Source organism: Streptomyces sp. NBC_00988 (assembly GCF_045162645.1).
In the GTDB taxonomy this organism is placed as follows: Bacteria; Actinomycetota; Actinomycetes; order Streptomycetales; family Streptomycetaceae; genus Streptomyces.
Window position 1 is genome coordinate 3970816 of sequence record NZ_CP108730.1, and the last position, 22817, is coordinate 3993632.

The 22817-nt window shown below is 70.8% G+C and carries 23 protein-coding genes; 7 read left to right on the plus strand and 16 right to left on the minus strand.

The features are described 5' to 3' along the window. Nucleotides 1-119: 119 nt before the first annotated feature. Together pknB and OG496_RS18020 are read left to right on the plus strand one after the other, a co-directional pair. Entirely contained in the window at nt 120-2054 is a 1935-nt protein-coding gene (gene pknB / locus OG496_RS18015) for a Stk1 family PASTA domain-containing Ser/Thr kinase (RefSeq protein WP_405971581.1), read from the plus strand. Nucleotides 2055-2088: 34 nt separating this feature from the next. Then, nucleotides 2089-3003, plus strand: coding sequence for a deoxyribonuclease IV (locus OG496_RS18020; RefSeq protein ID WP_366494011.1), 915 nt, complete (start codon nt 2089-2091; stop codon nt 3001-3003). Between the two features lie 14 nt (nt 3004-3017). On the opposite strand, the gene OG496_RS18025 is transcribed toward OG496_RS18020, so the two are convergent. From OG496_RS18025 to OG496_RS18050, 6 genes are all read right to left on the minus strand, one after another. Continuing rightward, nucleotides 3018-3509, minus strand: coding sequence for a Pycsar system effector family protein (locus OG496_RS18025; protein WP_366494009.1), 492 nt, complete (start codon nt 3507-3509; stop codon nt 3018-3020). A gap of 17 nt (nt 3510-3526) precedes the next feature. Continuing rightward, the gene (locus OG496_RS18030) at nt 3527-4642 is read right to left on the minus strand and encodes a hypothetical protein (RefSeq protein WP_405971582.1); all 1116 of its coding nucleotides are present in this window, start codon (nt 4640-4642) and stop codon (nt 3527-3529) included. Further along, nucleotides 4639-6855 (minus strand): hypothetical protein, encoded by a 2217-nt coding sequence (locus OG496_RS18035; protein WP_405971583.1) that lies wholly within the window; start codon nt 6853-6855, stop codon nt 4639-4641. The genes OG496_RS18030 and OG496_RS18035 overlap by 4 nt, the downstream gene beginning before the upstream one ends. After that, the gene (locus tag OG496_RS18040) at nt 6852-7625 is read right to left on the minus strand and encodes a hypothetical protein (RefSeq protein ID WP_405971584.1); all 774 of its coding nucleotides are present in this window, start codon (nt 7623-7625) and stop codon (nt 6852-6854) included. The genes OG496_RS18035 and OG496_RS18040 overlap by 4 nt, the downstream gene beginning before the upstream one ends. Nucleotides 7626-7730: 105 nt before the next feature. Then, nucleotides 7731-8399 carry a Crp/Fnr family transcriptional regulator gene (locus OG496_RS18045; RefSeq protein WP_366494005.1) on the minus strand — a complete coding sequence of 223 codons (669 nt, stop codon included), beginning with the start codon at nt 8397-8399 and terminating at the stop codon, nt 7731-7733. Nucleotides 8400-8605: 206 nt separating this feature from the next. After that, the gene (locus OG496_RS18050; RefSeq protein ID WP_366494004.1) at nt 8606-9220 is read right to left on the minus strand and encodes a sulfite oxidase-like oxidoreductase; all 615 of its coding nucleotides are present in this window, start codon (nt 9218-9220) and stop codon (nt 8606-8608) included. A gap of 158 nt (nt 9221-9378) precedes the next feature. On the opposite strand from OG496_RS18050, the gene bfr reads away from it, so the two are divergent. After that, a complete protein-coding gene (gene bfr / locus OG496_RS18055) occupies nt 9379-9855 on the plus strand; it encodes a bacterioferritin (protein ID WP_366494003.1) in 477 nt (158 codons plus the stop codon). On the opposite strand, the gene OG496_RS18060 is transcribed toward bfr, so the two are convergent. Continuing rightward, complete coding sequence (locus OG496_RS18060) at nt 9852-10112, minus strand: (2Fe-2S)-binding protein (protein WP_366494002.1); 261 nt, start codon at nt 10110-10112, stop codon at nt 9852-9854. The genes bfr and OG496_RS18060 overlap by 4 nt on opposite strands. A 152-nt stretch (nt 10113-10264) precedes the next feature. Then, a complete protein-coding gene (locus OG496_RS18065; protein WP_366494001.1) occupies nt 10265-11617 on the minus strand; it encodes a class II 3-deoxy-7-phosphoheptulonate synthase in 1353 nt (450 codons plus the stop codon). Between the two features lie 96 nt (nt 11618-11713). Between OG496_RS18065 and OG496_RS18070 the strand changes: the two genes are divergently transcribed. Continuing rightward, on the plus strand, nt 11714-11770 hold the full coding sequence (locus OG496_RS18070) for a trp operon leader peptide (RefSeq protein WP_073735655.1): 57 nt from the start codon (nt 11714-11716) through the stop codon (nt 11768-11770). Nucleotides 11771-11866: 96 nt separating this feature from the next. Then, nucleotides 11867-13747: an anthranilate synthase family protein gene (locus OG496_RS18075; protein ID WP_405971585.1), complete on the plus strand. Its 1881-nt coding sequence runs from the start codon at nt 11867-11869 to the stop codon at nt 13745-13747. Here the strand turns inward: OG496_RS18075 and OG496_RS18080 are convergent. From OG496_RS18080 to OG496_RS18100, 5 genes are all read right to left on the minus strand, one after another. Next, nucleotides 13699-14694, minus strand: a complete 996-nt coding sequence (locus tag OG496_RS18080; RefSeq protein WP_405971586.1) for a 2-hydroxyacid dehydrogenase — start codon at nt 14692-14694, stop codon at nt 13699-13701. The two genes, OG496_RS18075 and OG496_RS18080, sit on opposite strands and share 49 nt — an antisense overlap. A gap of 62 nt (nt 14695-14756) precedes the next feature. Next, nucleotides 14757-15785 (minus strand): 6-phosphofructokinase, encoded by a 1029-nt coding sequence (locus tag OG496_RS18085; protein ID WP_366493998.1) that lies wholly within the window; start codon nt 15783-15785, stop codon nt 14757-14759. Between the two features lie 133 nt (nt 15786-15918). Then, nucleotides 15919-16596 (minus strand): response regulator transcription factor, encoded by a 678-nt coding sequence (locus tag OG496_RS18090; protein WP_366493997.1) that lies wholly within the window; start codon nt 16594-16596, stop codon nt 15919-15921. Further along, nucleotides 16593-17816 carry a MacS family sensor histidine kinase gene (gene macS / locus OG496_RS18095; RefSeq protein ID WP_366493996.1) on the minus strand — a complete coding sequence of 408 codons (1224 nt, stop codon included), beginning with the start codon at nt 17814-17816 and terminating at the stop codon, nt 16593-16595. Before macS ends, OG496_RS18090 begins: the two co-directional genes overlap by 4 nt. A gap of 31 nt (nt 17817-17847) precedes the next feature. Next, nucleotides 17848-18594, minus strand: a complete 747-nt coding sequence (locus OG496_RS18100; RefSeq protein ID WP_405976643.1) for a lysophospholipid acyltransferase family protein — start codon at nt 18592-18594, stop codon at nt 17848-17850. 192 nt (nt 18595-18786) lie between these two features. On the opposite strand from OG496_RS18100, the gene OG496_RS18105 reads away from it, so the two are divergent. Both OG496_RS18105 and OG496_RS18110 read left to right on the plus strand, forming a co-directional pair. Beyond that, nucleotides 18787-19599: an alpha/beta fold hydrolase gene (locus OG496_RS18105; RefSeq protein ID WP_366494398.1), complete on the plus strand. Its 813-nt coding sequence runs from the start codon at nt 18787-18789 to the stop codon at nt 19597-19599. Further along, the gene (locus tag OG496_RS18110) at nt 19592-20197 is read left to right on the plus strand and encodes a hypothetical protein (protein WP_405971587.1); all 606 of its coding nucleotides are present in this window, start codon (nt 19592-19594) and stop codon (nt 20195-20197) included. The genes OG496_RS18105 and OG496_RS18110 overlap by 8 nt, the downstream gene beginning before the upstream one ends. Here OG496_RS18110 and OG496_RS18115 read toward each other — a convergent pair. The 3 genes from OG496_RS18115 to OG496_RS18125 all read right to left on the minus strand — a co-directional run bounded on the left by OG496_RS18115 (nt 20194) and on the right by OG496_RS18125 (nt 22746). Continuing rightward, on the minus strand, nt 20194-20979 hold the full coding sequence (locus tag OG496_RS18115) for an endonuclease/exonuclease/phosphatase family protein (protein WP_405971588.1): 786 nt from the start codon (nt 20977-20979) through the stop codon (nt 20194-20196). The two genes, OG496_RS18110 and OG496_RS18115, sit on opposite strands and share 4 nt — an antisense overlap. A 141-nt stretch (nt 20980-21120) precedes the next feature. Beyond that, nucleotides 21121-22074, minus strand: coding sequence for an ROK family glucokinase (locus OG496_RS18120; RefSeq protein ID WP_327404692.1), 954 nt, complete (start codon nt 22072-22074; stop codon nt 21121-21123). Between the two features lie 174 nt (nt 22075-22248). Next, a complete protein-coding gene (locus OG496_RS18125; protein WP_366493992.1) occupies nt 22249-22746 on the minus strand; it encodes a DUF5304 family protein in 498 nt (165 codons plus the stop codon). Between the last annotated feature and the right edge of the window lie 71 nt (nt 22747-22817).

Below are 22817 nucleotides of genomic sequence, written 5' to 3' on the forward strand. Positions count from 1 at the left end.
ACAGCCCGGCCCCAGGCACCCGCCCCACCATGAGGTATCCGTCACAGGTCGGCTGCAGTACCGCCTCGAAACCGGGCGAAAGGGCCGTGCTTTCAGCCTTGGCTCGTACACTCACCTGCGTGGATACGACCCTTCATGACCCTCTCGTCGGGCAGTTGCTCGACGGCCGGTATCGCGTCGACGCGCGGATCGCCGTCGGCGGGATGGCCACGGTCTACCGGGCCGTGGACACCCGCCTGGACCGGGTTCTCGCGCTCAAGGTGATGCACCCGACGCTGGCGGCCGACGCCCACTTCGTGGACCGGTTCATCCGGGAAGCGAAGTCCGTGGCGCGGCTGGCGCATCCGAACGTGGTGCAGGTCTTCGACCAGGGCGCCGACCGGTCGTACGTCTATCTGGCGATGGAGTACGTCGCCGGCTGCACCCTGCGGGACGTGCTGCGCGAGCGCGGGGCGCTGCAGCCGCGGGCCGCCCTCGACATCCTGGAGCCGGTGCTGGCCGCGCTCGGTGCCGCGCACCGGGCCGGGTTCGTGCACCGGGACATGAAGCCGGAGAACGTGCTCATAGGGGACGACGGCCGGGTCAAGGTCGCCGACTTCGGGCTGGTCAGGTCCGTGGACACGGTGACCAGCACCACGGGGTCCGTGCTCGGCACGGTGTCGTATCTCGCGCCGGAGCAGATCGAGGGCACCACCGCCGACCCCCGGGTCGACGTGTACGCGTGCGGTGTCGTCCTGTACGAGATGCTCACCGGCCAGAAGCCGCACGACGGGGACTCCGCCGCGATCGTGCTCTACAAGCACCTGCACGAGGACGTCCCGCCGCCCTCGGCGCTCGTCCCGGGCCTGGCGTACGAGCTGGACGAGCTGGTCGCCACCGCCACCGCGCGCACCCCGGACCTGCGGCCGTACGACGCGGTCGCGCTGTTCGGTCTTGTCCGCGAGGCGCGGTCGCGGCTGAGCACCGGGCAGCTGGACGCGGTGCCGCCGCAGGCACTGACCTCGGAGTATCCCAACGCCGAGAACCGTACGAGTGTGATCCCGCGCTCGCTGACCGTGCCGCGTCCGCTGCCGGTCAACGAGGACGACGAGCCGGGTGACACGTTCGACCGGACCAGCCGGTTCGAGAGCGGTCCGCCGCTGCCGCCCCGGCGGCGCGAGGCGCGGCGGCCCCGGCGCGGGCTGCTGGCGATCGTCGCCGCCCTGCTGCTGATCGTCGGGGTCGGGGCGGGGGTCTGGTACATCAACTCCGGCCAGTTCACCAAGGTCCCGCCGCTGCTGGCGAAGACCGAGGCGCAGGCGAGGGAGCGGCTGAAGGACGCCGGTCTCGACGTCAAGAAGGTCGACCACGCGTACAGCGACACCGTGAAGCGCGGCACGGTCATCAGCACCGACCCGGAGTCCGGCGCCCGCATCCGGGACAACGACTCGGTGGCCCTGACCATCTCGGACGGCCCGGAGACCGTGAACGTCCCCGACCTGACGGGCACCCGCCTGGCCAGGGCGCAGACCCTGCTGAAGCGGGACGGGCTGGCGGCCGGCATGGTCATCAGGGAGTTCAGCGACGACGTCGCCAAGGGCCTCGTGATCAGCACGGACCCGGAGGCGGGCACCAAGCGCCACGCGGGCTCGGCGATAGCCCTGACCGTCAGCAAGGGCAGCGCGGTCGACGTGCCCGACGTCACCGGCGAGGACCTGGACGACGCGAAGTCGGACCTCCAGGAGGCCGGTCTCACCGTGAAGGTGTCCGACACCGAGATCACCTCGGAGTACGACGCGGGCCAGGTCGCCCAGCAGACCCCGGCCGGCGACGGCCAGGCCGCCGAGGGCGACACGGTGACGCTGACGCTGTCCAAGGGCCCGGAGATGGTCGAGGTCCCGAGCGTGGTCGGCGCGAGCGTCGACGCCGCGACGAAGCTCCTTGAGCAGTCCGGCTTCGAGGTCAAGGAGGACCGGGGCCTGCTCGGTCTGTTCGGCGACACCGTGAAGAGCCAGTCCGTGGACGCGGGCGAGCAGGCTCCCAAGGGATCGACGATCACGATCACCATCCGGTGACGGAGGCGGCACGCGCGCGTGACACCCTGGACGGGTGAGCAGCGAGTCCCCTTCCAGCGCCCCCGGATTGCCTTCCAGCGCCCCCGAGTTCCCCTCCCGCAACCCGGTCGGCGGCCATGTCCCCGTGGCCGGCGGCCTCCACTCCGTGGGGCTGTCCTACGCCCGTGAGCTGGCCGCCGAGACCGTGCAGGTCTTCGTCGCCAACCCGCGCGGCTGGGCCACACCGATCGGGAACCCGCGCCAGGACGAGGAGTTCCGCGCGGCCTGCGAGGCCGAGTCGATCCCGGCGTACGTGCACGCCCCGTACCTGATCAACTTCGGCTCGCACACCGAGGCCACCGTAGAGAAGTCCGTTGATTCGCTACGGCACTCGCTGCGGCGCGGGCGGGAGATCGGCGCGCTCGGTGTCGTCGTGCACACCGGGAGTGCGACGGGCGGGCGGGAGCGGTCGGTGGCGCTGGCCCAGGTGCGCGAGCATCTGCTGCCGCTGCTCGACGAGTTGACCCACGACGACGACCCGTTCCTGCTCCTGGAGTCGACGGCCGGCCAGGGCTCGTCCCTGTGCTCCCGGACCTGGGACTTCGGACCGTACTTCGAGGCGCTGGACGCCCACCCGAAGCTGGGCGTCTGCCTGGACACGTGCCACATCTTCGCCGCCGGGCACGACCTGACCGGCCCGAGCGGCATGCACCAGACCCTCGACCTGCTGGTGGACACCGTCGGCGAGGGCCGGCTGAAGCTCATCCACGCCAACGACTCCAAGGACGTCGTCGGCGCCCACAAGGACCGCCACGAGAACATCGGCTCCGGTCACATCGGCGAGGACCCGTTCCGCGCCCTGATGACCCACCCGGCGACCGCGGGCGTACCGCTGGTCATCGAGACGCCCGGCGGCAAGGAGGGGCACGCGGCGGATGTGGAGCGGCTGAAGAAGCTGCGGGACGGCTGACGCCCGGACCGCCGTCAGCCGGCACCCAGCGCGTACGCCCCCACCACCAGCCCCGCGCCCAGCAGCGCCAACGCCCCGCGCAGGAAGCGGTACTTCGCCGCGAGGATCACGCTGACGTCCTGGAACTGCGTGAGCAGCCAGCGCACCGGGTCCCGGCCGACCTCGGCGACACCGCGCAGCAGTGCCTCGGGGTCGTCGCGGGCCTCGACCGCGTCGGCGTAGAACGTCGGGCCCAGGGTCCTGCGTACCGTCCAGGTGCGGGGCAGGATCACCCCGAGCAGCAGGAGGGTGCCGGCCGCCCACAGCACCGCGGCGCCCACGAGCAGCACCCGGCCGGTGCCGGAGACGCCGGCCGGCGCCCGGCCGCCGCCGATCAGCAGCGCGGGCACCGCCAGGGCACCGGAGAGCAGCACGGACGCCTTCACGTCCGCCCTGCCCAGGTCCTCCCGTACGGTGAGCAGCAGCCGTTCGGCGACGTACCGGGCGTCGGTGTCGGAGTCCGGCACCACGGGCTCCGGGGAGTTCACGTCCGGCCGCCGGACTCGTCCGTGGTGTCCGGCGCGGCGTCCTGCGGCTCGTCGGCGTACGGCTTCGGCGCGGCGGGCGGCACCGGCAGGGCGCCCGCCACGGCCGGCGGCGGCATCAGCGGTGCCGGAGGTACCGGCGGCGCGAGGGGCGTCGGCGGAACGGGCAGCGCGGTCGGGGCGGGCGGCAGTCCGTTCTGGAAGACACCGTGGGCGGCCGTGCGGCTGAAGTCGATGAGCGCCTGTACCTGGTCGTCGATCTGGTGGCGCTGCACCACCCCCTGGTTGATCAGGTTGGTGAGGTAGTCCAGGGCGCCCTGCCGCTGCTCCCGCGCCTGCACCTGGAGCGCGCCCAGGATGTCCTGCGCCCGGGACGGGTCCTGGGCCAGGACGTGGGCGTACTGTTCGGCCTCGCCCGCGGCGATGAGCCCCCGGGCGACGTCCATGTTCGCCTCGATCCGCGCGTTGTTGGCGGCGTCCACGGCCCTCTGGACCTCGCTGTCCGACTGCACCGCCACCATGTTGGCGTGGTGGTCGGAGGCGGCCTGGCCCAGGTCGATGCGGATGAACACCTGGGTGGACAGGCCCAGTTCGGCCCCGAAGTCGTTCCAGCGGCCGCTCGCCAGCTCGTCCTGGATCGCCTCGTCCGCCTGCTGCGCGGAGTCCAGGTTGTGCCGCCTGCTGATCCCGCGCAGCCGGGCCTCAAGGGGCGGGCGGAGCATCCGCTCCACGTCCACCACCCGCTTCTCAGCGGCCAGATGGAAGTTGTGCACCTCCCAGTTGACGTCGGCGCCCGCCTTGAAGCGTGACTTGTCCCCGTAGGTGGGAAGTTCCAGCTGGAAGGAGACCTGGTGCTGGCCGCGGGCGATCCAGCAGACCGAAGTCGGCTTGCCCATCAGGGGTTTGTTGTGGTGCTCGGCCCCGCGGACCGTGACGACGCTGTGTCCGCCGTTGCGGTAGAAGAGCACCGAGGCGACCTGGCTGCTGCGGTGCCGGTAGGGGCCCGTCGGGGTGAACTCCGTGACGAAGGGGCCTCTGATGTTGTGCGGAAGGACGAACTCCCCCTGGGGGTTCTGGGGCTGCCAGGCCTGTTGGCCCCACATGTTGTTGCTCATGGTGTTCCCGCTCCCTGGACCGCCTCCCACATACGGCGGACCTGCTGGTCGTCCAACGGATTGTCGGGGTCTTCCGACAGTTCTTTGATCAGTGAAAGCAACCGGTGCCGGTCGTCCGGCCCATGCACGAGCAGCGGCAGGAACCGCTCCAGCGGCTCCGCCCAGACCCGGCCCGCGCAGCCGCGCAGCCAGTCCGCCAGGGTCTCCACGGCCGCCTCGTACGACCGGCCGGTCTGCAGCGCGGTCCACAGCAACCCGGCGAGTTCCGGGGCGAGTTCGGGCCGTACGGCGGCCAGCGCCAGCATCAGCGGCCAGTCGCCGTAGCCCTCCAGGTCCGGGTGCTGGTTCCACAGGTCGACCACGGAGAGGCCGGCCAGGTAGATCGCGCTCTGCAGGCCGAGGTCCTGCTGCGGCCGCCGCTCGTCGGAGAGCCACAGGCGGATCCGCCGGAAGGTCGCCGAGTCGCAGTTCGCACCGCTGAAGTGGGCGACCTGGGCCGAGGCGACGGTCCTCAGCTTCCCCTCCTCCCAGACGCCGATGCCGCCGAGGAGGTCGAGCGAGTCCCGGACGGTGACGGTGGCCCGGCCCCGGCCGAGCACCGCTGCGGCCGTCCAGCGCAGGTTCTCCTCCCCCTCGCGCGCCCAGAGCCCGACCAGGGCCCGGGTCGCGCTGCCGACCTCCGGGGAGGCCACGGCCACGTCGAGCACGTTGGCGGCGAAGACCCGTCGGCGGAGCTGGTCGGCCTGGCCCATGGGCTGCACCAGTTCCTGCACGGTGTGCGAGCAGTCGAGCCGGCACAGCTGTCCCGCCGCGACCGCGGCCCGGACCCAGACCTGGGGACGGCCGTCCTCGCACAGCCCGGACAGCCAACGCAGCACCGGGCCGCGCACATTGTGCCGGTGCTCCCAGAGATGGATGAGGACGGCGGCGGCCAGCGACTCGCCCCGGAACCGGACCGTGCGCACCGGGACGTCCTCGTCGCCGACCTGTTCCACGCCGAGTTCGGCCACGGCGCGCGCGGAGACGAGCCGGGCGTCGACACCGTCGCTGAACAGCGGGCGGCCCGGTGTCGACTCCGGGGCCACGGTGACGGCCAGCTCCCAGGCGAGGATCTCCGCGGCCTCGGCGACCGCGCTCAGCGAGGCCCCGCCGAGCACCGCCACGGCGATCCGGTACGCCGCGTCCCGCAGCCGCTGCGGAGTCTCGGACCGCGGGCCTCCCACGAACCACTCGGCGGCCTGCGCCTTCGCGAACTCCCGGCATTCGTCGAGGAGTTCGGCATGGGTACGGGATCCGCGCGCGTACTTGGCGACCAGCACCGCGAACCGGGCCGCCTCCCGCGGCCGGAGCTCACCGATGCCGAGCGCCGCGGTCACGTCCGGGGCGGTCGCGGCCGACCGTGCCGTGCTCTGCGCCGGCGGCGGCACGTCCTCAAGTTCGTTCGCGAGGTGCTTCTCCAGTACGTCGGCGGCGGCGGCCGGGGTGTGGAGGCGGTGGTAGCGCCCGCCCTGGGTGTACAGGTCGCCGACCTCGGGCACGGCCAGCAGGACGGCGTACGCCTTGCGGTCGCCGAGGAGGGCGCACCACCGGTCCAGGCCGGCCTCGCCCGGCAGTCCGGTGGTCGAGGACTCCAGGACGTAGCCGTGCCCCTCGTGGATCTGTTCGGCCTCCAGCTCGTCCAGGTCGGTCTCGGGGTCGAGCCGGGAGACCTTGCCCCGGGTCAGGTCGTCCACCAGGGACAGGGCGGTGTACATCCGGCCGGTCCCGGGCTGTCCGCACAGCAACAGCAGCCGCCGGGACCGGAGTTGCTCCTTGAGTCCGTCGTATCCGTCGGGCTCCTGGAAGACCTGGCGCAGCGTGCGCAGTTCCTCCTCCGGCACCGGGCCGGCGAGCAGCCGCGGTCCCTGCTGCCCGAACAGGTTGACGGCCCCGATGGAACCGCCGCTGATGAGCGTGCTCGACCCCTGCGAGGTGAAACTGGGTCCGGCCGACCGGTAGACGCGGGCCCCCGCCGCGCCGGACCCCAGCCCCTCCCCCGCCAGCGGGTCGGCGGACGCGCCCCCGATGACGTCCTGCGCCGGCTCGGACCCGGCGACGGGCTCGGCCTTCGGCTGCTGGTCCTGCTGGGGGTTCGGGGGCCCGGCTCCGGCGGGCTGCCCGCCGGGGTTAGGTTTCGGGTTGGGTCCCGGGGGCGCCGGGTTCTGCGCGTTCACCGCTCACCGCCCGGGTGTGCGGACCTGCCGATGTTGATCGTTTCGATCCGTTCGCTGTTGATGATCTCGCCGCTGCCGTAGTTGTGGTTGTTGACCACGCGCCCGGGAGCCGCCGCCGGCGCGGCCGGTGCTGACGGCGCGGCCGACGCGGGGCCGGAGGTGCCCGCCGAGGGCTTCCCTGGTTCGGGCAACGGCGGCTGCGGCAGCCCCGGGACCATGAACCACGCGGTCTGCGGGCCTTCCTTGAGCTTCACCTCGCGGTCGGCGTAGTGCTCGGGCTCCACCCAGCGCCCGCCGGGCCGTACGACCTCTTCGTACAACCGGTCGGAGACCACCGCGACCAGGCCTGCCTGCGGGGCCAGTTCGAGGACGGCCTTCGCCGTGTCGCAGTTGCCGAGGCGGCAGGCCAGGTCGACGGCCCGGCCGGAGCGGCCGTGATTGTCGGCGGTGACCGGACCGATGTGCATGCCGGCGCGGAGTCTGAGCGGGACCCTGGCCCGGTCGTTGCTCTCGCGCAGGTTCTGGTGGAGATACTCCAGCCATTCGCCGACCACCCGCTTGGGCGCCACGGTGGACGTCAGGATGCTGAGGATCCCGTCCCCCCGGTCCTCCTGGTACAGGCGCGGCGCCCGGATGCCCGCCTGTTCGAAGGCCTTGCCCGACACCTCGTAGAGCCTGGCCCGCATGTCCGGTTTCTCCGAGTCGGACAGCAGCCCCGACCCCTGAGCGTCCAGATTCACGATGAAGCCGTACTCGGCTTGCCCCTCCATCACTTTCCCCTCCCTGCCGTTCCGGCGACCCCGGACCCATGCGATGTTCCCGGGTCCGACGGGTCGCCGCTGTAGCCGTTTACACAGCGCGGGACTTCCGTGTCGTCAGGTGTCCTGCTCCCGGTGCTCGCCGCTCGCCAGCAGCCGGAGTGGTTCCAGGTCGGCGACGGCCAGGGTGCCGGGGCCGGTGCGGACCAGGCCCTGCTCGCGCAGCAGTCGCAGTGCCTTGGCCACGGCCTCGCGCGTGGAGCCCACGGAGGCGGCCAGTTCGTGCTGGGCGAGGGGCAGTCTGATCGTGACGCCGGTGCCCTCGGGCCGGCCGGTGCGGTCGGCGAGTTCGACCAGCCGCTCCGACAGTCTCTGCAGCACGGTCATGGAGGCCAGGGCCCGGCGCTCGTGGTCGGCGCTGCGCAGCCGTTCGGTGAGCTGTCCCACCAACAGGGCGTTGGCGTGCGGCCGTTCGGCGAGGAACCGGCGGAACCGCTCCGCCGTGACGACCAGGCCCGTGACCGGGCCGAGCGCGCTCACCGAGGCGCTGCGCGGTCGGCCGTCGAGGGCCGCCATGTCGCCGACGACCTCGCCGGCCTGACGCAGCCCCAGGATCAGCCGTCCGCCCCGCTCGGTCGTCGACCACACGGTGCACCAGCCACTGAGCACGACCACGGCGAACGTGGTGCGCTCCCCCTCCGCCATGAGGGGATCCTGCGACGCATACGGATGGCGGGTGCCGAGCGCGGCAAGGGCCGCGCGATCAGCGGTAGCCAGTCCGCCCATGAAGGTATGGCGCTCGCCGAACAGCCCCACCGTAGTCCCCCGACCGATATCCCCCGATGGTCGCCAAGCGGAATGCGGCAGGGCCCGGTGAACTAGTCCGCCCGTGGCCTCGCCCGCCAAGCGAGGCACTCAGAGTAGCGCTCTCGGCACGGAATGCGCCCCCAGTTACCGGAATGCGACCTTGGCAGCACGGCGAGTGAGAGACATCAGAGTTCGGGGCCGTCCTCGGGCTCCTCCTGATACGAGTACCGCTGCTCTTTCCACGGGTCCCCCACGTTGTGGTACCCCCGCTCCTCCCAGAACCCCCGCCGGTCCGCCGTCATGTACTCGACGCCCCGGACCCACTTCGGGCCCTTCCAGGCGTACAGGTGGGGGACGACCAGGCGGAGCGGGAAGCCGTGTTCCGCGGTGAGGAGTTCGCCGTCCTTGTGGGTGGCGAAGATGGTGCCGGCGGCGGCGAAGTCGGCGAGGCGGAGGTTGGCGCTGAAGCCGTACTCCGCCCAGACCATGACGTGCGTGACCGTCGGTGCCGGCGGGGCGGTGTCCAGGATCGTACGGGCGGGGATGCCGCCCCATTCGGAGCCGAGCATGCTGAACTTCGTGACGCAGTGCAGATCGGCCACCACCGAGTCGTAGGGCAGGGCCGTGAACTCGTCGTGGTTCCAGCAGTGCTTGTCGCCGTCGGCGGTGGCGCCGAAGACCCTGAACTCCCAGCGCTCGGGGCGGAACTTGGGCACCGGGCCGTAGTGGGTGACCGGCCAGCCGCGCTGGAGCCGCTGGCCCGGCGGAAGCTCGGACTGTTCGACCCCTCTCTGACCCATGACTCCATCCTGACAGACCGGGGGCGATGCACATGACCGACTCTGGGCGGATTCGGGCAACTCCTACTAAGCATGCACTTACTGGACGACGTCTTCGCGCCGGTGCAATCATGCGGCGCAACCCGCCAGTTCCCCCGTTTCTGGAAGGAGCCTCTGCGATGCAGGGCGACCCCGAGGTCCTTGAATTCCTGAACGAGCAGCTCACCGGCGAGCTGACCGCGATCAACCAGTACTGGCTGCACTACCGCATCCAGGACAACAACGGCTGGACCAAGCTCGCCAAGTACACGCGTGAAGAGTCCATCGACGAGATGAAGCACGCGGACAAGATCACCGAGCGCATCCTGATGCTCGACGGTCTGCCGAACTACCAGCGGCTGTTCCACGTCCGGGTCGGCCAGACGGTCACCGAGATGTTCCAGGCGGACCGGCAGGTGGAGGTCGAGGCGATCGACCGCCTCAAGCGCGGGATCGAGGTGATGCGCACGAAGGGCGACGTCACGTCGGCCAACATCTTCGAGGACATCCTTGAGGACGAGGAGCACCACATCGACTACCTCGACACGCAGCTGCAGCTGATCGAGCAGCTCGGCGAGGCGCTCTACATCGCACAGCAGATCGAGCAGCCCAGCTAGGCAGCGTCTTCGAGTCCGGCCATCTCACTCAGCCCGGCCATCTCCGCGAGCATCGGCTTGCCCTGGTCGGAGAGCTCGCGGCGCGGGCAGGCGCCCCGGCCCAGCAGGGCCTGGATCCGGCGCACGCACGACCCGCAGTCGGTGCCCGCCTTACAGGCCGACGCTATCTGCCGGGGGGTGCAGGCACCGCCCTCCGCGTGCTTCGCCACCTGCGCCTCGGTCACACCGAAGCAGTTGCAGACGTACACGCGGGTCACCTCCCGGGCGGGATCGAAGGTCGTCGTGCCATCCCGATAATCGGTGAGGCTAACCTAACCTTACCCGCCACGCAGGAGCCGCAAAAGTGCCGTGGGGCGGGGATCGTATGTGATCCCCGCCCCACGGCACACTGCTGTAACAGGCGAAACGGCTACTGGTCCCTGTACATCTCGGCGACGAGGAAGGCCAGGTCAAGCGACTGACTGCGGTTGAGGCGCGGGTCGCAGGCCGTCTCGTAGCGCTGGTGCAGATCGTCGACGAAGATCTCGTCGCCGCCGCCCACGCACTCGGTGACATCGTCGCCCGTGAGCTCGACGTGGATACCGCCCGGGTGGGTGCCGAGGCCCTTGTGGACCTCGAAGAAGCCCTTCACCTCGTCGAGCACGTCGTCGAAGCGGCGGGTCTTGTGACCGGAGGCCGCCTCGTACGTGTTGCCGTGCATCGGGTCGGTGATCCACGCGACGGTCGCGCCGGACGCGGTGACCTTCTCGACCAGCTCGGGCAGCTTGTCGCGGACCTTGTCCGCGCCCATCCGCACGATGAAGGTGAGCCGGCCGGGCTCGCGGTCCGGGTCGAGGCGCTCGATGTACTGCAGCGCGTCCTCGACGGTCGTCGTCGGGCCGAGCTTGATGCCGATCGGGTTGCGGATCTGGGAGGCGAACTCGATGTGCGCGCCGTCCAGTTGACGGGTGCGCTCGCCGATCCACACCATGTGCCCGGAGACGTCGTAGAGCCTGCCGGTGCGGGAGTCGACCCGGGTCAGGGCCGACTCGTAGTCCAGCAGGAGCGCCTCGTGCGAGGAGTAGAACTCGACGGTCTTGAACTCCTCCGGGTCCGTGCCGCAGGCCCGCATGAAGTTCAGCGCGCTGTCGATCTCGCGCGCGAGCTGCTCGTAGCGCTGGCCGGACGGGGACGACTTCACGAAGTCCTGGTTCCAGGCGTGCACCTGGCGCAGGTCGGCGTAACCGCCGGTGGTGAAGGCGCGGACCAGGTTGAGCGTGGAGGCGGACGCGTTGTACATCCGCTTCAGGCGCTCGGGGTCCGGGATGCGGGACTTCTCGTCGAAGGCGAAGCCGTTGACCGAGTCGCCGCGGTACGTCGGCAGCGTCACGCCGTCACGGGTCTCGGTGCCCTTGGAGCGCGGCTTCGAGTACTGGCCGGCGATGCGGCCGACCTTCACGACCGGCACGGAGGCCGCGTACGTGAGGACGGCGCCCATCTGGAGCAGGGTCTTCAGCTTGTTGCGGATGTGGTCGGCGGACACCGCGTCGAAGGCCTCGGCGCAGTCGCCGCCCTGGAGGAGGAACGCCTCTCCCTTGGCGACGGCCGCCAACCGGGCGCGCAGCTGGTCGCACTCGCCCGCGAAGACGAGCGGCGGATACGACTCGAGGTCCGCGATCACTGCGCGCAGAGCCTCGGTGTCGGGGTACTCGGGCTGCTGCGCCGCGGGCAGGTCTCGCCAGGTGTTGCCAGCGCTGGCGCTGGTCTTAGCGTTCACGGTCACGCCCTCAACATTACGGGGTCGTGTCGAGCTATTTTCGCGCGGCTCGACAGGTGAGACACCCTCACGCTCAGGTGCGCGTGGGGTAGGGTGCCCCCCATGTTCGCGCATTCGACCCGTAACTGGTGGTGGACCGCTCATCCGGCGGCCCACTGACTGCGCGTACTCCCAGTACTCCGCGAAGGCCGCCCGAGGGGCGGCCTTCGGTGTGTCCGGGGTCCGTTCCTCTCCACGAGAAGGAACCAAGGACCCATGCATCTGGACGACCTGCTCAGCGATCCCCGCCCGTTCGCCCTGCTGCGCCGTCGCACCCCGGGCCACGACCAGGACGTGATCGAGGTCATGCTCGGCCCGGTCACCTCCTACGACCGCCTCGCCGACCTCCCCGACGAGGGCCTGGCCCTGATCCCCTACCGCCAGATCCGCGAACGCGGCTTCGACGTCCGCGACGACGGCACCCCGCTGTCCTTCCTCAAGCCCGAGGAGTCGTACGAGATCCCGCTCGCCGACGCCCTGGACCAGCTGCCCGCGCATGACGTCCGGGTCGAGGGCGGTGGCTTCGACGTGGACGACGAGGCCTACCGCGAGATCGTCGGGCGCGTGCTGCGGGAGGAGATCGGGCGGGGCGAGGGCGCCAACTTCGTCATCCGGCGGACGTACGAGGGGGAGATCCCGGGGTACGGCAGGGCCGAGGCGCTGGCGTTGTTCCGGCGGCTGCTGGTCGGGGAGCGGGGCGCGTACTGGACGTTCGTCGTGCACACCGGGGAGCGGACGCTCGTGGGCGCGAGCCCTGAAGTGCACGTCCGGATGTCCGGCGGGACCGTCGTCATGAACCCGATCAGCGGGACGTACCGCTATCCCGCCGAGGGACCCACGCCCGAACACCTCCTCGCCTTCCTCGCGGACGGCAAGGAGATCGAGGAGCTGTCGATGGTCGTCGACGAGGAGCTCAAGATGATGTGCACGGTCGGCGACATGGGCGGGGTCGTGATCGGGCCGCGACTGAAGGAGATGGCCCATCTCGCGCACACCGAGTACGAGTTGAGGGGCCGGTCCTCGCTGGACGTGCGCGAGGTCCTCAAGGAGACGATGTTCGCGGCGACCGTCACCGGCTCGCCCGTGCAGAACGCCTGCCGGGTCATCGAGCGGCACGAGGTCGGCGGGCGCGGCTACTACGCCGGTGCGCTGGCGCTGATCGGCCGGGACTCCGGCGGTGCCCAGACCCTCGACTCCCCCATCCTCATCCGCACCGCCGACATCGACCCGGCCGGGCGGCTGCGGGTACCGGTCGGCGCCACCCTGGTGCGCGGTTCGGACCCGGCGAGCGAGGTCGCGGAGACCCACGCGAAGGCGGCGGGGGTCCTGGCGGCTCTCGGCGTACGACCGTCCCGGCCACGGGACGAGAACACGCGCCCCCGGCTGGCCGACGACCCACGCGTGCGTGCCGCGCTCGACGGTCGCCGCGGCTCGCTCGCCCCGTTCTGGCTGCGGATGCAGGAGCGGTCCGAGGAGCTGACCGGGCACGCGCTGGTCGTCGACGGGGAGGACACCTTCACGGCGATGCTCGCGCACGTGCTGCGGTCGAGCGGCCTTGAGGTGACCGTCCGGCGGTACGACGAGGACGGGCTGCGGGAGGCGGTGCTCGCGCACGAGGGGCCCGTGGTGCTGGGCCCCGGGCCGGGCGACCCCTCCGACACGGCCGACCCGAAGATGCGGTTCCTGCGCGCGCTGGCCGCCGAGGTCCTCCGGGGGAACCGGCACGGCGTCCTCGGCGTGTGCCTCGGACACGAGCTGATCGCGGCGGAGCTGGGCCTGGAGATCGTACGGAAGGAGGTTCCGTACCAGGGGGCGCAGACGGCGATCGACTTGTTCGGGCGGGCGGAGACCGTCGGCTTCTACAACAGCTTCGTGGCGCGGTGTGACGACGAGGCGCTGGGCGAACTGGCCGCGCACGGGGTCGAGGTGAGCCGGAGCGAGACCGGGGAGGTGCACGCTCTGCGGGCTCCTGGCTTCGCCTCGGTCCAGTTCCACCCGGAGTCGGTGCTGACGCTCAACGGGGCAGCTGTCGTACGGGAGTTGGTGAGTCAGCTGCGCGGGACGAGCACGTTCTCGGAGCGGCGGCCGGCCGTGTAGTCGAGGACGTTCCGGACGGTGGCCTCGATGATCTGGCCTACGGCGTCCTCGGTGTAGTACGCCTGGTGGGAGGTGACCAGGACGTTCGGGAAGGTGACCAGACGGGCCAGGGTGTCGTCGTCGACGGCCTCCAGGGACTTGTCCAGGAAGAACAGGCCCGCCTCCGCCTCGTAGACGTCCAGGCCCACGCCCGTGAAGCGGCCCTCGCGGAGTTCGGCGACGAGGGCCGCGGTGTCGATCAGGCCGCCGCGGCTGGAGTTGATGAGGATCGCGTCGTCCTTCATCAGCTTCAGGGCGTCCGCGTCGATGAGCCGCTGGGTCGCGGGCATCAGCGGGACGTGCAGGGTGACCAGGTCGGACTCGGCGAGGAGTTGGTCCTTGGGGACGTAGGCCATGCCGAGTTCCACACAGGCCGGGTTCTCGGCGACGTCCCAGCCGAGCAGGCGCATCCCGAAACCGTGGGCGATCCGGGTGAACGCCTCACCGATCTTGCCGGTGCCGAGGACTCCGACGGTACGGCCACGCAGGTCGCGTCCCATCAGGCCGTCGAGCCGGAAGTCGAAGTCCCGGGTGCGGGTCGCCGCGCGGACGATACGGCGGTTCACGGCCATCGCGAGGGTCCAGGCGAACTCGGCGACGGAGTACGGGGAGTAGTACGAGACGCGGGCGACCGTGATGCCGAGGCGTTCGGCCACGTCGAGGTCGATGTTGTTGAAGCCGGTGGAGCGCTGGGCGATGAGCCGGGTGCCGCCGGCCGCGAGGGTCTGGAGGACACGGGGGTTCAGGTCGGCGTTGACGCTGGTGGAGACGATCTCGTGCCCGGCGGCGATCGGCGCGGTGTCCTCGTCGAGAAAGACGCTCAGACAGCGGACCTCGTGGTGCCCGGCGAACGCCCTCTCGATCAACGGCTTCTCGTCGGCCTGGACACCGAAGGCAAGGATCTCCACGACCGCTCCCGTTCTGTGGGGTTATGGGCCGAATATATGACCCATAACCCACCAGTGCCGGTTCAGCCGAAGAACACCCCGACCTCCTCGTACAGCTTCGGGTCGACCGTTTTCAGTTGGGCCGTCGCCTCCGCGATCGGTACGCGGACGATGTCCGTGCCGCGCAGGGCGACCATCTTGCCGAAGTCGCCGTCGCGGACGGCCTCGATGGCGTGCAGGCCGAAGCGGGTGGCGAGCCAGCGGTCGAAGGCGCTGGGGGTGCCGCCGCGCTGGATGTGGCCGAGGACGGTGGTGCGGGCCTCCTTGCCGGTGCGCTTCTCCAGCTCCTTGGCCAGCCACTCGCCCACCCCGGACAGTCGGACGTGTCCGAAGGAGTCGAGGGTGCCGTCCTTGAGGACCACGTCGCCGTCCTTCGGCATGGCCCCCTCCGCGACGACCACGATCGGGGCGTACGACGCCTTGAAGCGGGAGGTGATCCAGGCGCAGACCTGGTCGACGTCGAAGCGCTGCTCGGGGATCAGGATGACGTTCGCGCCGCCCGCGAGGCCGGAGTGGATGGCGATCCAGCCGGTGTGCCGGCCCATGACCTCGCAGACCAGGATGCGCATGTGCGACTCGGCGGTGGTGTGCAGCCGGTCGATCGCCTCGGTGGCGATGCCGACGGCGGTGTCGAAGCCGAAGGTGTAGTCGGTGGCGGACAGGTCGTTGTCGATGGTCTTCGGTACGCCGACACACGGCACCCCGCTCTCGTCCCACAGCCGCGCGGCCACCCCCAGGGTGTCCTCGCCGCCGATCACGATGAGCGCGTCGACCTCCTGCGCGGCGAGGTTGGCCTTGATGCGGCTGATGCCGTTCTCCAGCTTCAGCGGGTTGGTGCGGGAGGAGCCGAGGATGGTGCCGCCGCGGGGCAGGATGCCGCGCACCGCGGGGATGTCGAGCCGGACGGTGTCGCCTTCGAGTGGACCTCGCCAGCCGTCCCGGTAGCCGACGAAGTCGTAGCCGTACTCCTGTACGCCCTTGCGGACGATGCCCCGGATGACGGCGTTGAGTCCGGGGCAGTCGCCGCCTCCGGTCAGTACTCCGACGCGCATGGAAATATCCCTTCGCCGCGGTTTCCTGTGACAGCCACGCTAATGGTGATCCAGGTCACAGAGGGATGGGCGGGAAGGTCAATTCGGCTGAATTATGGGGGAGTTGATCTACGCGGCGGATCAACCCGTGGGTCTACGCGTCGTCGAGGCCGCGCTCTATCGCGTACCGGACCAGCTCCACCCGGTTGTGCAACTGGAGCTTGCCCAGGGTGTTCTGGACATGGTTCTGGACCGTGCGGTGCGAGATGACCAGGCGTTCGGCGATCTGCTTGTAGCTCAGGCCCTTGGCGACCAGGCGCAGTACCTCGGTCTCGCGGTCGGTGAGTTGGGGTGCCTTGGGCTGGTCGCCGTCGGCGGCCGGCGCCGGGTCGGAGGCCAGGCGGCGGTACTCCCCGAGGACCAGTCCCGCGAGCCCGGGTGTGAACACCGGGTCGCCGACCGCCGTCCGGCGCACCGCGTCCAACAGCTCTTCCGTGGAAGCCGACTTGAGCAGATAGCCGGTCGCGCCCGACTTCACCGCCTCCAGCACGTCGGCGTGCTCGCCGCTCGCGGAGAGGACCAGGACGCGCAACGCCGGGTTGGCGCCCACCAGTTCCTTGCAGACCTGGACACCGGGCATCTGCGGCAGGTTCAGGTCGAGGACGAGGACGTCGGGGGCGGCGGCCTTGGCCCGGCGCACCGCCTGCTCGCCGTCACCGGCGGTGGCGACCACGTCGAAGCCGGACTCGGCCAGGTCGCGGGCGACGGCGTCGCGCCACATCGGGTGGTCGTCGACCACCATGACCCTGATCGGGCCCTGCTGCTCACTCATCGTGTCCCCGCCTTCCCCCGCGCCTTCGGTACCTTCAGCTCGACTTCCGTGCCCTGCCCGGGAATCGAGACCAGCTCGGCGCTGCCACCGAGGTCCCGCAACCGCCCCCGGATCGACAGGGCGACCCCGAGCCGCCCCTCCCCCTCGGCCTGCGCGAGCCGCCCCTCGGGAATCCCGGGCCCGTCGTCCCGCACGGTCACCACGACCTCCCGGGGTTCGTCCTCGACCAGGATCCACGCCCGCGCGTCCTCACCGGCATGCCTGCGCACATTGTCCAGGGCGGCCCCGACAGCGGCGGCCAGCTCCTTCGCCGCGGGCGCGGGCAACGGCACCGGAGCCCCCGGCTCGGCGAAACTCACCCTGGCCGCGGCATACGGCGCGAGCAGCGACCGCAGATCGACCGGCCCGTCGTCGCCGGGTTCCTCGACTTCTCCTTCTACGGCTCTCACGACCGCGCCCTCCGCCGCGTCCAGCGACACCCGGGACACGGGCACCAGGGCGCCGGAGACCAGGGTGCGCAGCGCGATCTCCTGTTCGCCCGCCATCCGGCCCAGCTCACCCGCCTCGCCGCCGAGGACGGCACCACGCCGCTGCACCATCGCGAGCACCTGGAGGACCCCGTCGTGGATGTCGCGGGCGAGGCGCTCCCGTTCCCGGGTGGTCGCCTCGATCTCCAGGGCGCGGGCGAGGGTGCGCTCGGAGGCGCGGGCGACCTCCACGACGTAGCCGATGGCGATGGAGGCGACCCAGACGAGGACCACGTTGTGGACGGTGTCGCGGGCCGGGGAGCCGCGCTCGATCAGGTTGGCGGCGGCGACCGGCGTGGAGGCGAACGCGGCCCAGCGCCAGCCGCCCTTGATGGCGTAGGCGAGGACCGATCCCGCGGTCCATATCGACGGCAGGGTGGGGCCGCCGCTGGAGATGTGGTGGTCGTCGGCCGCCAGCGGGGTGAGGACGATGCCGGTCAGCGCGATCGCGAGGTCGACGGCGAGGAAGCGCTTGGTGCAGGCGACCGCGCTCTGCACCCGGGGCAGGGTGGCGAGCGTCCACACGAACAGGACGACGTAGAAGGCGATGGCGATGCCGGGGCGGTCGAACTCGTCGTAGGCGGAAGCGAAGAGCCCGATCGCGTACAGCATGGTCAGCACGCGGTAGCCGCTCAGGGCACGCCAGAGCGGCTGCTCCACGGACATCCTGACGACACGTACCTGCTTGGCCATCTCCCCACCCCCGACACAGACTCCGGCCCGCCTATGGGCTGGTCTGTTCCTTCTCCGCTTGTGCGAGCACGGCCTTGGCCGCCCTGTCCGCTTCCTTGTCGGCCTTCGCCGCCTCCGCGATCTGCCGCTTGGCGGCGGTCGCGTAGATGTCGACGTACTCCTGGCCGGAGAGCTTCATGATCTCGTACATGACCTCGTCGGTCACCGCGCGGAGGACGAAACGGTCGTGCTCCATGCCGTTGTACCGGCTGAAGTCGAGCGGCTTGCCGATCCGGATGCCCGGGCGCATCAGCTTCGGCATGACCTTGCCGGGCGGCTGGATCTTCTCCGTGTCGATCATCGCGACCGGGATCACCGGGGCGCCGCTGGCGAGCGCCACGCGCGCGAGGCCGCCGGGCTTGCCCCGGTAGAGCCGGCCGTCCGGGGAGCGCGTGCCCTCCGGATAGATACCGAACAGTTCACCGCGCTCCAGGACGTCGATCCCGGCCTTGATCGCGGCCTCGCCCGCCCCGCGCGCACCGGAGCGGTCCACCGGAAGCTGGCCGGCGCCCTTGAAGAACGCGGCCGTCAGCTTGCCCTTCACCCCGGGGGTCGTGAAGTACTCGGCCTTCGCGATGAAGGTCACCTTGCGGTCCAGGACCGCGGGCAGGAAGAACGAGTCCGAGAACGAGAGGTGATTGCTCGCCAGAATGGCGGCGCCGTCGTCCGGAATGTTCTCCAGGCCCTCCACCCAGGGTCGGAAGGCGACCTTCAGCGGTCCCCCGATGGCGACCTTCATCGTGCCGTACAACAAGCGAGTGCCTCCCGTGTCCGTCGATCAGACCTTAACCCGGAGCACTGTCAAAGGACCCGACGACCCTGGTCGGTGTCAGTGCGGTCGCGTACGGTTAACCGCACCTGGACTTGTTCAGACCCCTCTCATGAACACGCGTCTCACCATCACGCCCTTCTCATGAACAGGAGACCGAAGGTGCCGGTCCTCCCCGGAGCCGAGCCGTACCGCCACGAGGGCGGGGAGGTCGGAGTGCTCCTCTGCCACGGCTTCACCGGTTCCCCGCAGTCGCTGCGCCCCTGGGCGGAGCATCTGGCCGAGCGCGGCCTCACCGTGTCGCTGCCGCTGCTGCCCGGGCACGGCACGCGATGGGAGGACATGCAGCTCACCGGCTGGCAGGACTGGTACGCGGAGGTGGACCGCGAGCTGCGCGCCCTGCGTGAGCGCTGCTCGCAGGTCTTCGTCGCGGGCCTGTCCATGGGCGGCGCGCTGGCCCTACGGCTGGCCGCGAAGCACGGCGACGAGATCAGCGGTGTCGTGGTCGTCAACCCCGGCATCAAGGTGCACGGCCTCGCGGCGTACGCCCTTCCGGTGGCCCGCCATCTGGTGCGTACGGCGCCGGGTATCGCCAGCGACATCGCGAAGGAGGGCAGCGAGGAGGTCGGGTACGACAAGGTGCCGCTGCACTCCGCGCACTCCCTGCGTATTTTCTTCCGGCTGGTCGACCGCGAGCTGCCGCAGGTCACCCAGCCGCTCCTGCTGCTGCACAGCCCCCAGGACCATGTGGTTCCGCCGGCCGACTCGGCTCGTGTCCTCAGCCGGGTTTCCTCGGCCGACGTGACGGAGATCCTGCTGGAACAGAGCTACCACGTCGCGACGTTGGACCACGACGCGGACCGGATTTTCGAGGAGAGCTTCGCGTTCATCGGCCGGCTCGCACCCAGTGCCGGCAAGCAGGCGTCCGACACGGGCCGGGTGAGCGAGCAGGAAGGGACGGCCACAGGTGGCTGAGCACGACTCCGACCGCGAGGGCCTCGAACCGGACGAGCAGGGCGTCCCGTTCGACGAGGAGGCCGCGTGGGCCGCGATCGTCGCCGGATACGGCGACGAACCCAAGGATCCGCCGGGCGCCAAGCCGTTCAAGTCGATCGAGGATCTCGCGCTGCTCGATCCCGAGAAGAACGACGAGCGGCCGAAGGCCAAGGAGCCGGACAAAGGCACCGGCAAGGACAAGGCCGCGGAGGAGCCGCCGGCGCCCGCGAAGCCGTTGGGCAGTTCGGTCTCCTTCGCGCCCGGTGTCGGCGGTCCCCGTGACTTCACCGCGCCGGACTCCTCCGAGGAGGACTTCGACGAGGACGACGAGGGCCACTTCGTGCCGCCGGAGCCGCCTCCGCTGCCGGACGCCGACACGACCGCCAAGTTCGCCTGGCTCGGGGTGATCGGCGGCCCGATCCTGCTGCTGCTGGCGGTGCTGCTCAGCTGGGACATGACCTGGTGGCTGGCGACCATCGGGATCGGCGGGTTCCTGGGCGGGTTCGGCACGTTGGTGATGCGGATGCGGACGGACGAGGAGGACGGGGACGATCCGGGGCGGGGTGCGGTCGTCTAGTCCGTCTCGTTCGTCTGGTTCCTGGAGTTCGCGGGGATTCTGAGGGCGGCCAGCACCGGGAAGTGGTCGGTGGCCGCCCTCACGTCTGCCTCCGTGACCCCGGGCAGCCCGAGCGGTACCCCGCAGCCGAGCACCTCGATGCCCTGCGTGGCGAAGATCGCGTCGATGCGCTGGAAGGGGTCGCCGGGGGTCCAGGTGTACTCCTCGCCCCAGGGGGCGGTGGCCCAGCAGTCCTGCAGTTCCTTGGCCAGGAGCCCGAAAGTCCGGCCGTCGGGGCGGTCGTTGAGGTCGCCGCCCGCGATCACGTGGTCCACGCCCATGCCGGCCAGCCGGTCGAGCAGCATGCCGCCCTGTTCGTAGCGTTCGTCCTGGCGGAGGCTGAGGTGGCAGCTGAGGACACCCAGCCGGGTGCCTCCGATCCGTACGACCGCGGTGGCGAAGCCGCGTCGGAACTGGCCCGGGGTGAGCGGCAGGAGTACGTCCTCCGTGCGCTCGACCGTTGCCCGGAGTGAGCACAACAGCGCCGGGCCGGCTGATGTGGCTCCGCCGGAGAGGACCACCAGGCCGGACGCGGAGGCGAGGCGGGCCAGTTTCTTGCGCCAGCGGAAGAAGAGGGGGGCCTCTTGGATCAGGACGAGGTCGGGAGCGCAGGCCTTGATGACGCGGGCCAGGGCGTCCGTGTCGTCGCGCATCGAGCGGATGTTGTAGCTCAGGACGCGGATGATCGCCGAACCGTCCGGTTCAGTGCGGGAGTTGGGGAGCAGCGGGGTCGAGGTCGCCATGCGGATCAAGATACGACGAAGAATGAGGATGCGCGGGTCGGGTGTCGGCTGCGGGTGCGTCGTGGCTGGTCGCGCAGTTCCCCGCGCCCCTAAAAGCAAAAAGCAGGGCGCGGGGAACTGGCGTCACTCAAGCAGTGGGGCCTACATGATCGGGTCCGGCTCCCTCGCCAGGTCCGCCGCTCCCACCATGCCCGCCTTGTTGCCGAGCTGGGCCGCGATCACGTCCGCGACCGGGCGCCAGTTGCCGCCCACCAGCCAGCGTTTGTAGGACTTGCGGATGGGATCGAGGACCAGCTCGCCCTCGTCCGAGAGGCCGCCGCCGACGATGAACGCGGAGGGGTCGAAGAGCGAGGCCAGGTCGGCGAGGCCGGCGCCGGCCCAGCGGGCCAGTTCGCGGTAGGAGTCCACGGCGACCGGGTCACCCTGACGGGCGGCCATGGAGATGTGCTTGCCCTCGATGCCGTCGGGGGTGCCGTCGCCGAGCGAGAGGAGCACCTCCGCGGACTCGGGGGTGGCGTTCGCGCGCTGCTTGGCGTAGCGCACGAGGGCGCGGCCCGACGCGTACTGCTCCCAGCAGCCCTGTGAGCCGCAGCCGCACAGCAGGCCGTCCGGCACCATGCGGATGTGGCCGAACTCGGCGGCCACCCCGAAGTGCCCGCGGCGCAGCTTGTTGCCGATGATGATGCCGCCGCCGAGGCCGGTGCCGAGCGTGATGCAGATGACGTTGCGGTGGCCCTTGCCGGCGCCGAACTTGTACTCGCCCCAGGCCGCGGCGTTCGCGTCGTTCTCCACGACGACGGGGAGGCCCACGCGGGCCTCGACCTTCTCCTTCAGCGGCTCCTGGCGCCAGTCGATGTTCGGCGCGAAGTAGACCGTGGAGCGCTGACGGTTGACGTATCCGGCCGCACCGATGCCCACGCCGACGATCTCGTGCCCGGCGCGTGCTCCGTCGACTGCGGCGGCGATGGCGTCCACGATGCCCTCGGGCGTACCCGGAGTCGGCACCTTGTGGGTCGAGAGGATGTTGCCTTCCTCGTCGACAACCCCGGCCGCGATCTTGGTGCCGCCGATATCGACGCCGATGGTGAGTCCCATGAATCCCTCAGTTTCGGTCGAGCCCCGCTACGGCCCACCGTACCCGAGGGGCTGCCGTCGGAATCGCGGCGTTCGCCCGCTGGGCGGGCCCAGAGGGCTCTGGTGGCGGTGAGGGAAGTGCGCACCAGAACCCGCCGGGCGGACGCGAATCCGGCAGCAGGCCCTCAGGGGCTTCTAGTCGAGGTCGATGCGCTCCCCGGGACCGGAGTCGTCTCCCCGGTCGCGGCGGTCGTTCTTCAGGTCCTTCAGCTCGCTGTCCCGGGCCGTCCAGCGCTGCTCCTGGGCCTGGACCGCGGAGCGGTACGCGGCGAGGAGTTCGCCTCCGGCCGCCGCCAGGTGGTCGAAGACGTCCGGGTTGCGTTCGATGACGGGCTCGACGGCGGCCTTGGCCTGCTGGACGACCTGCTTCACCACCTGCTGGGCGGCCGGTCCCGCGACCTGGCCGAGCAGCGGGGACTGGAGGCCGGACAGCTTGTCCGCGACGGTGTCGACGAGCTTGCGCAGTTCCTCGGCGGCCGAGACCGGCGGCTGGCCGTACTGGGTGCGGCGGCGGGCCTTCTCCGCCGCGAGGTCTTCGGCGGCCGCCGTCGCCCAGGCGTCGGCGTCGGTCGCCCGCACCTCGTCGAGCGCCTCGTCCTTGCGGGCGTCGGACGGGGGGAGCTCTTCGCTCATGACGGACTCCTGACTACGGTTCGTCTCTACGACGTTACCCGAATGGGCGTACGTGCTTCACGGCTCCGCAC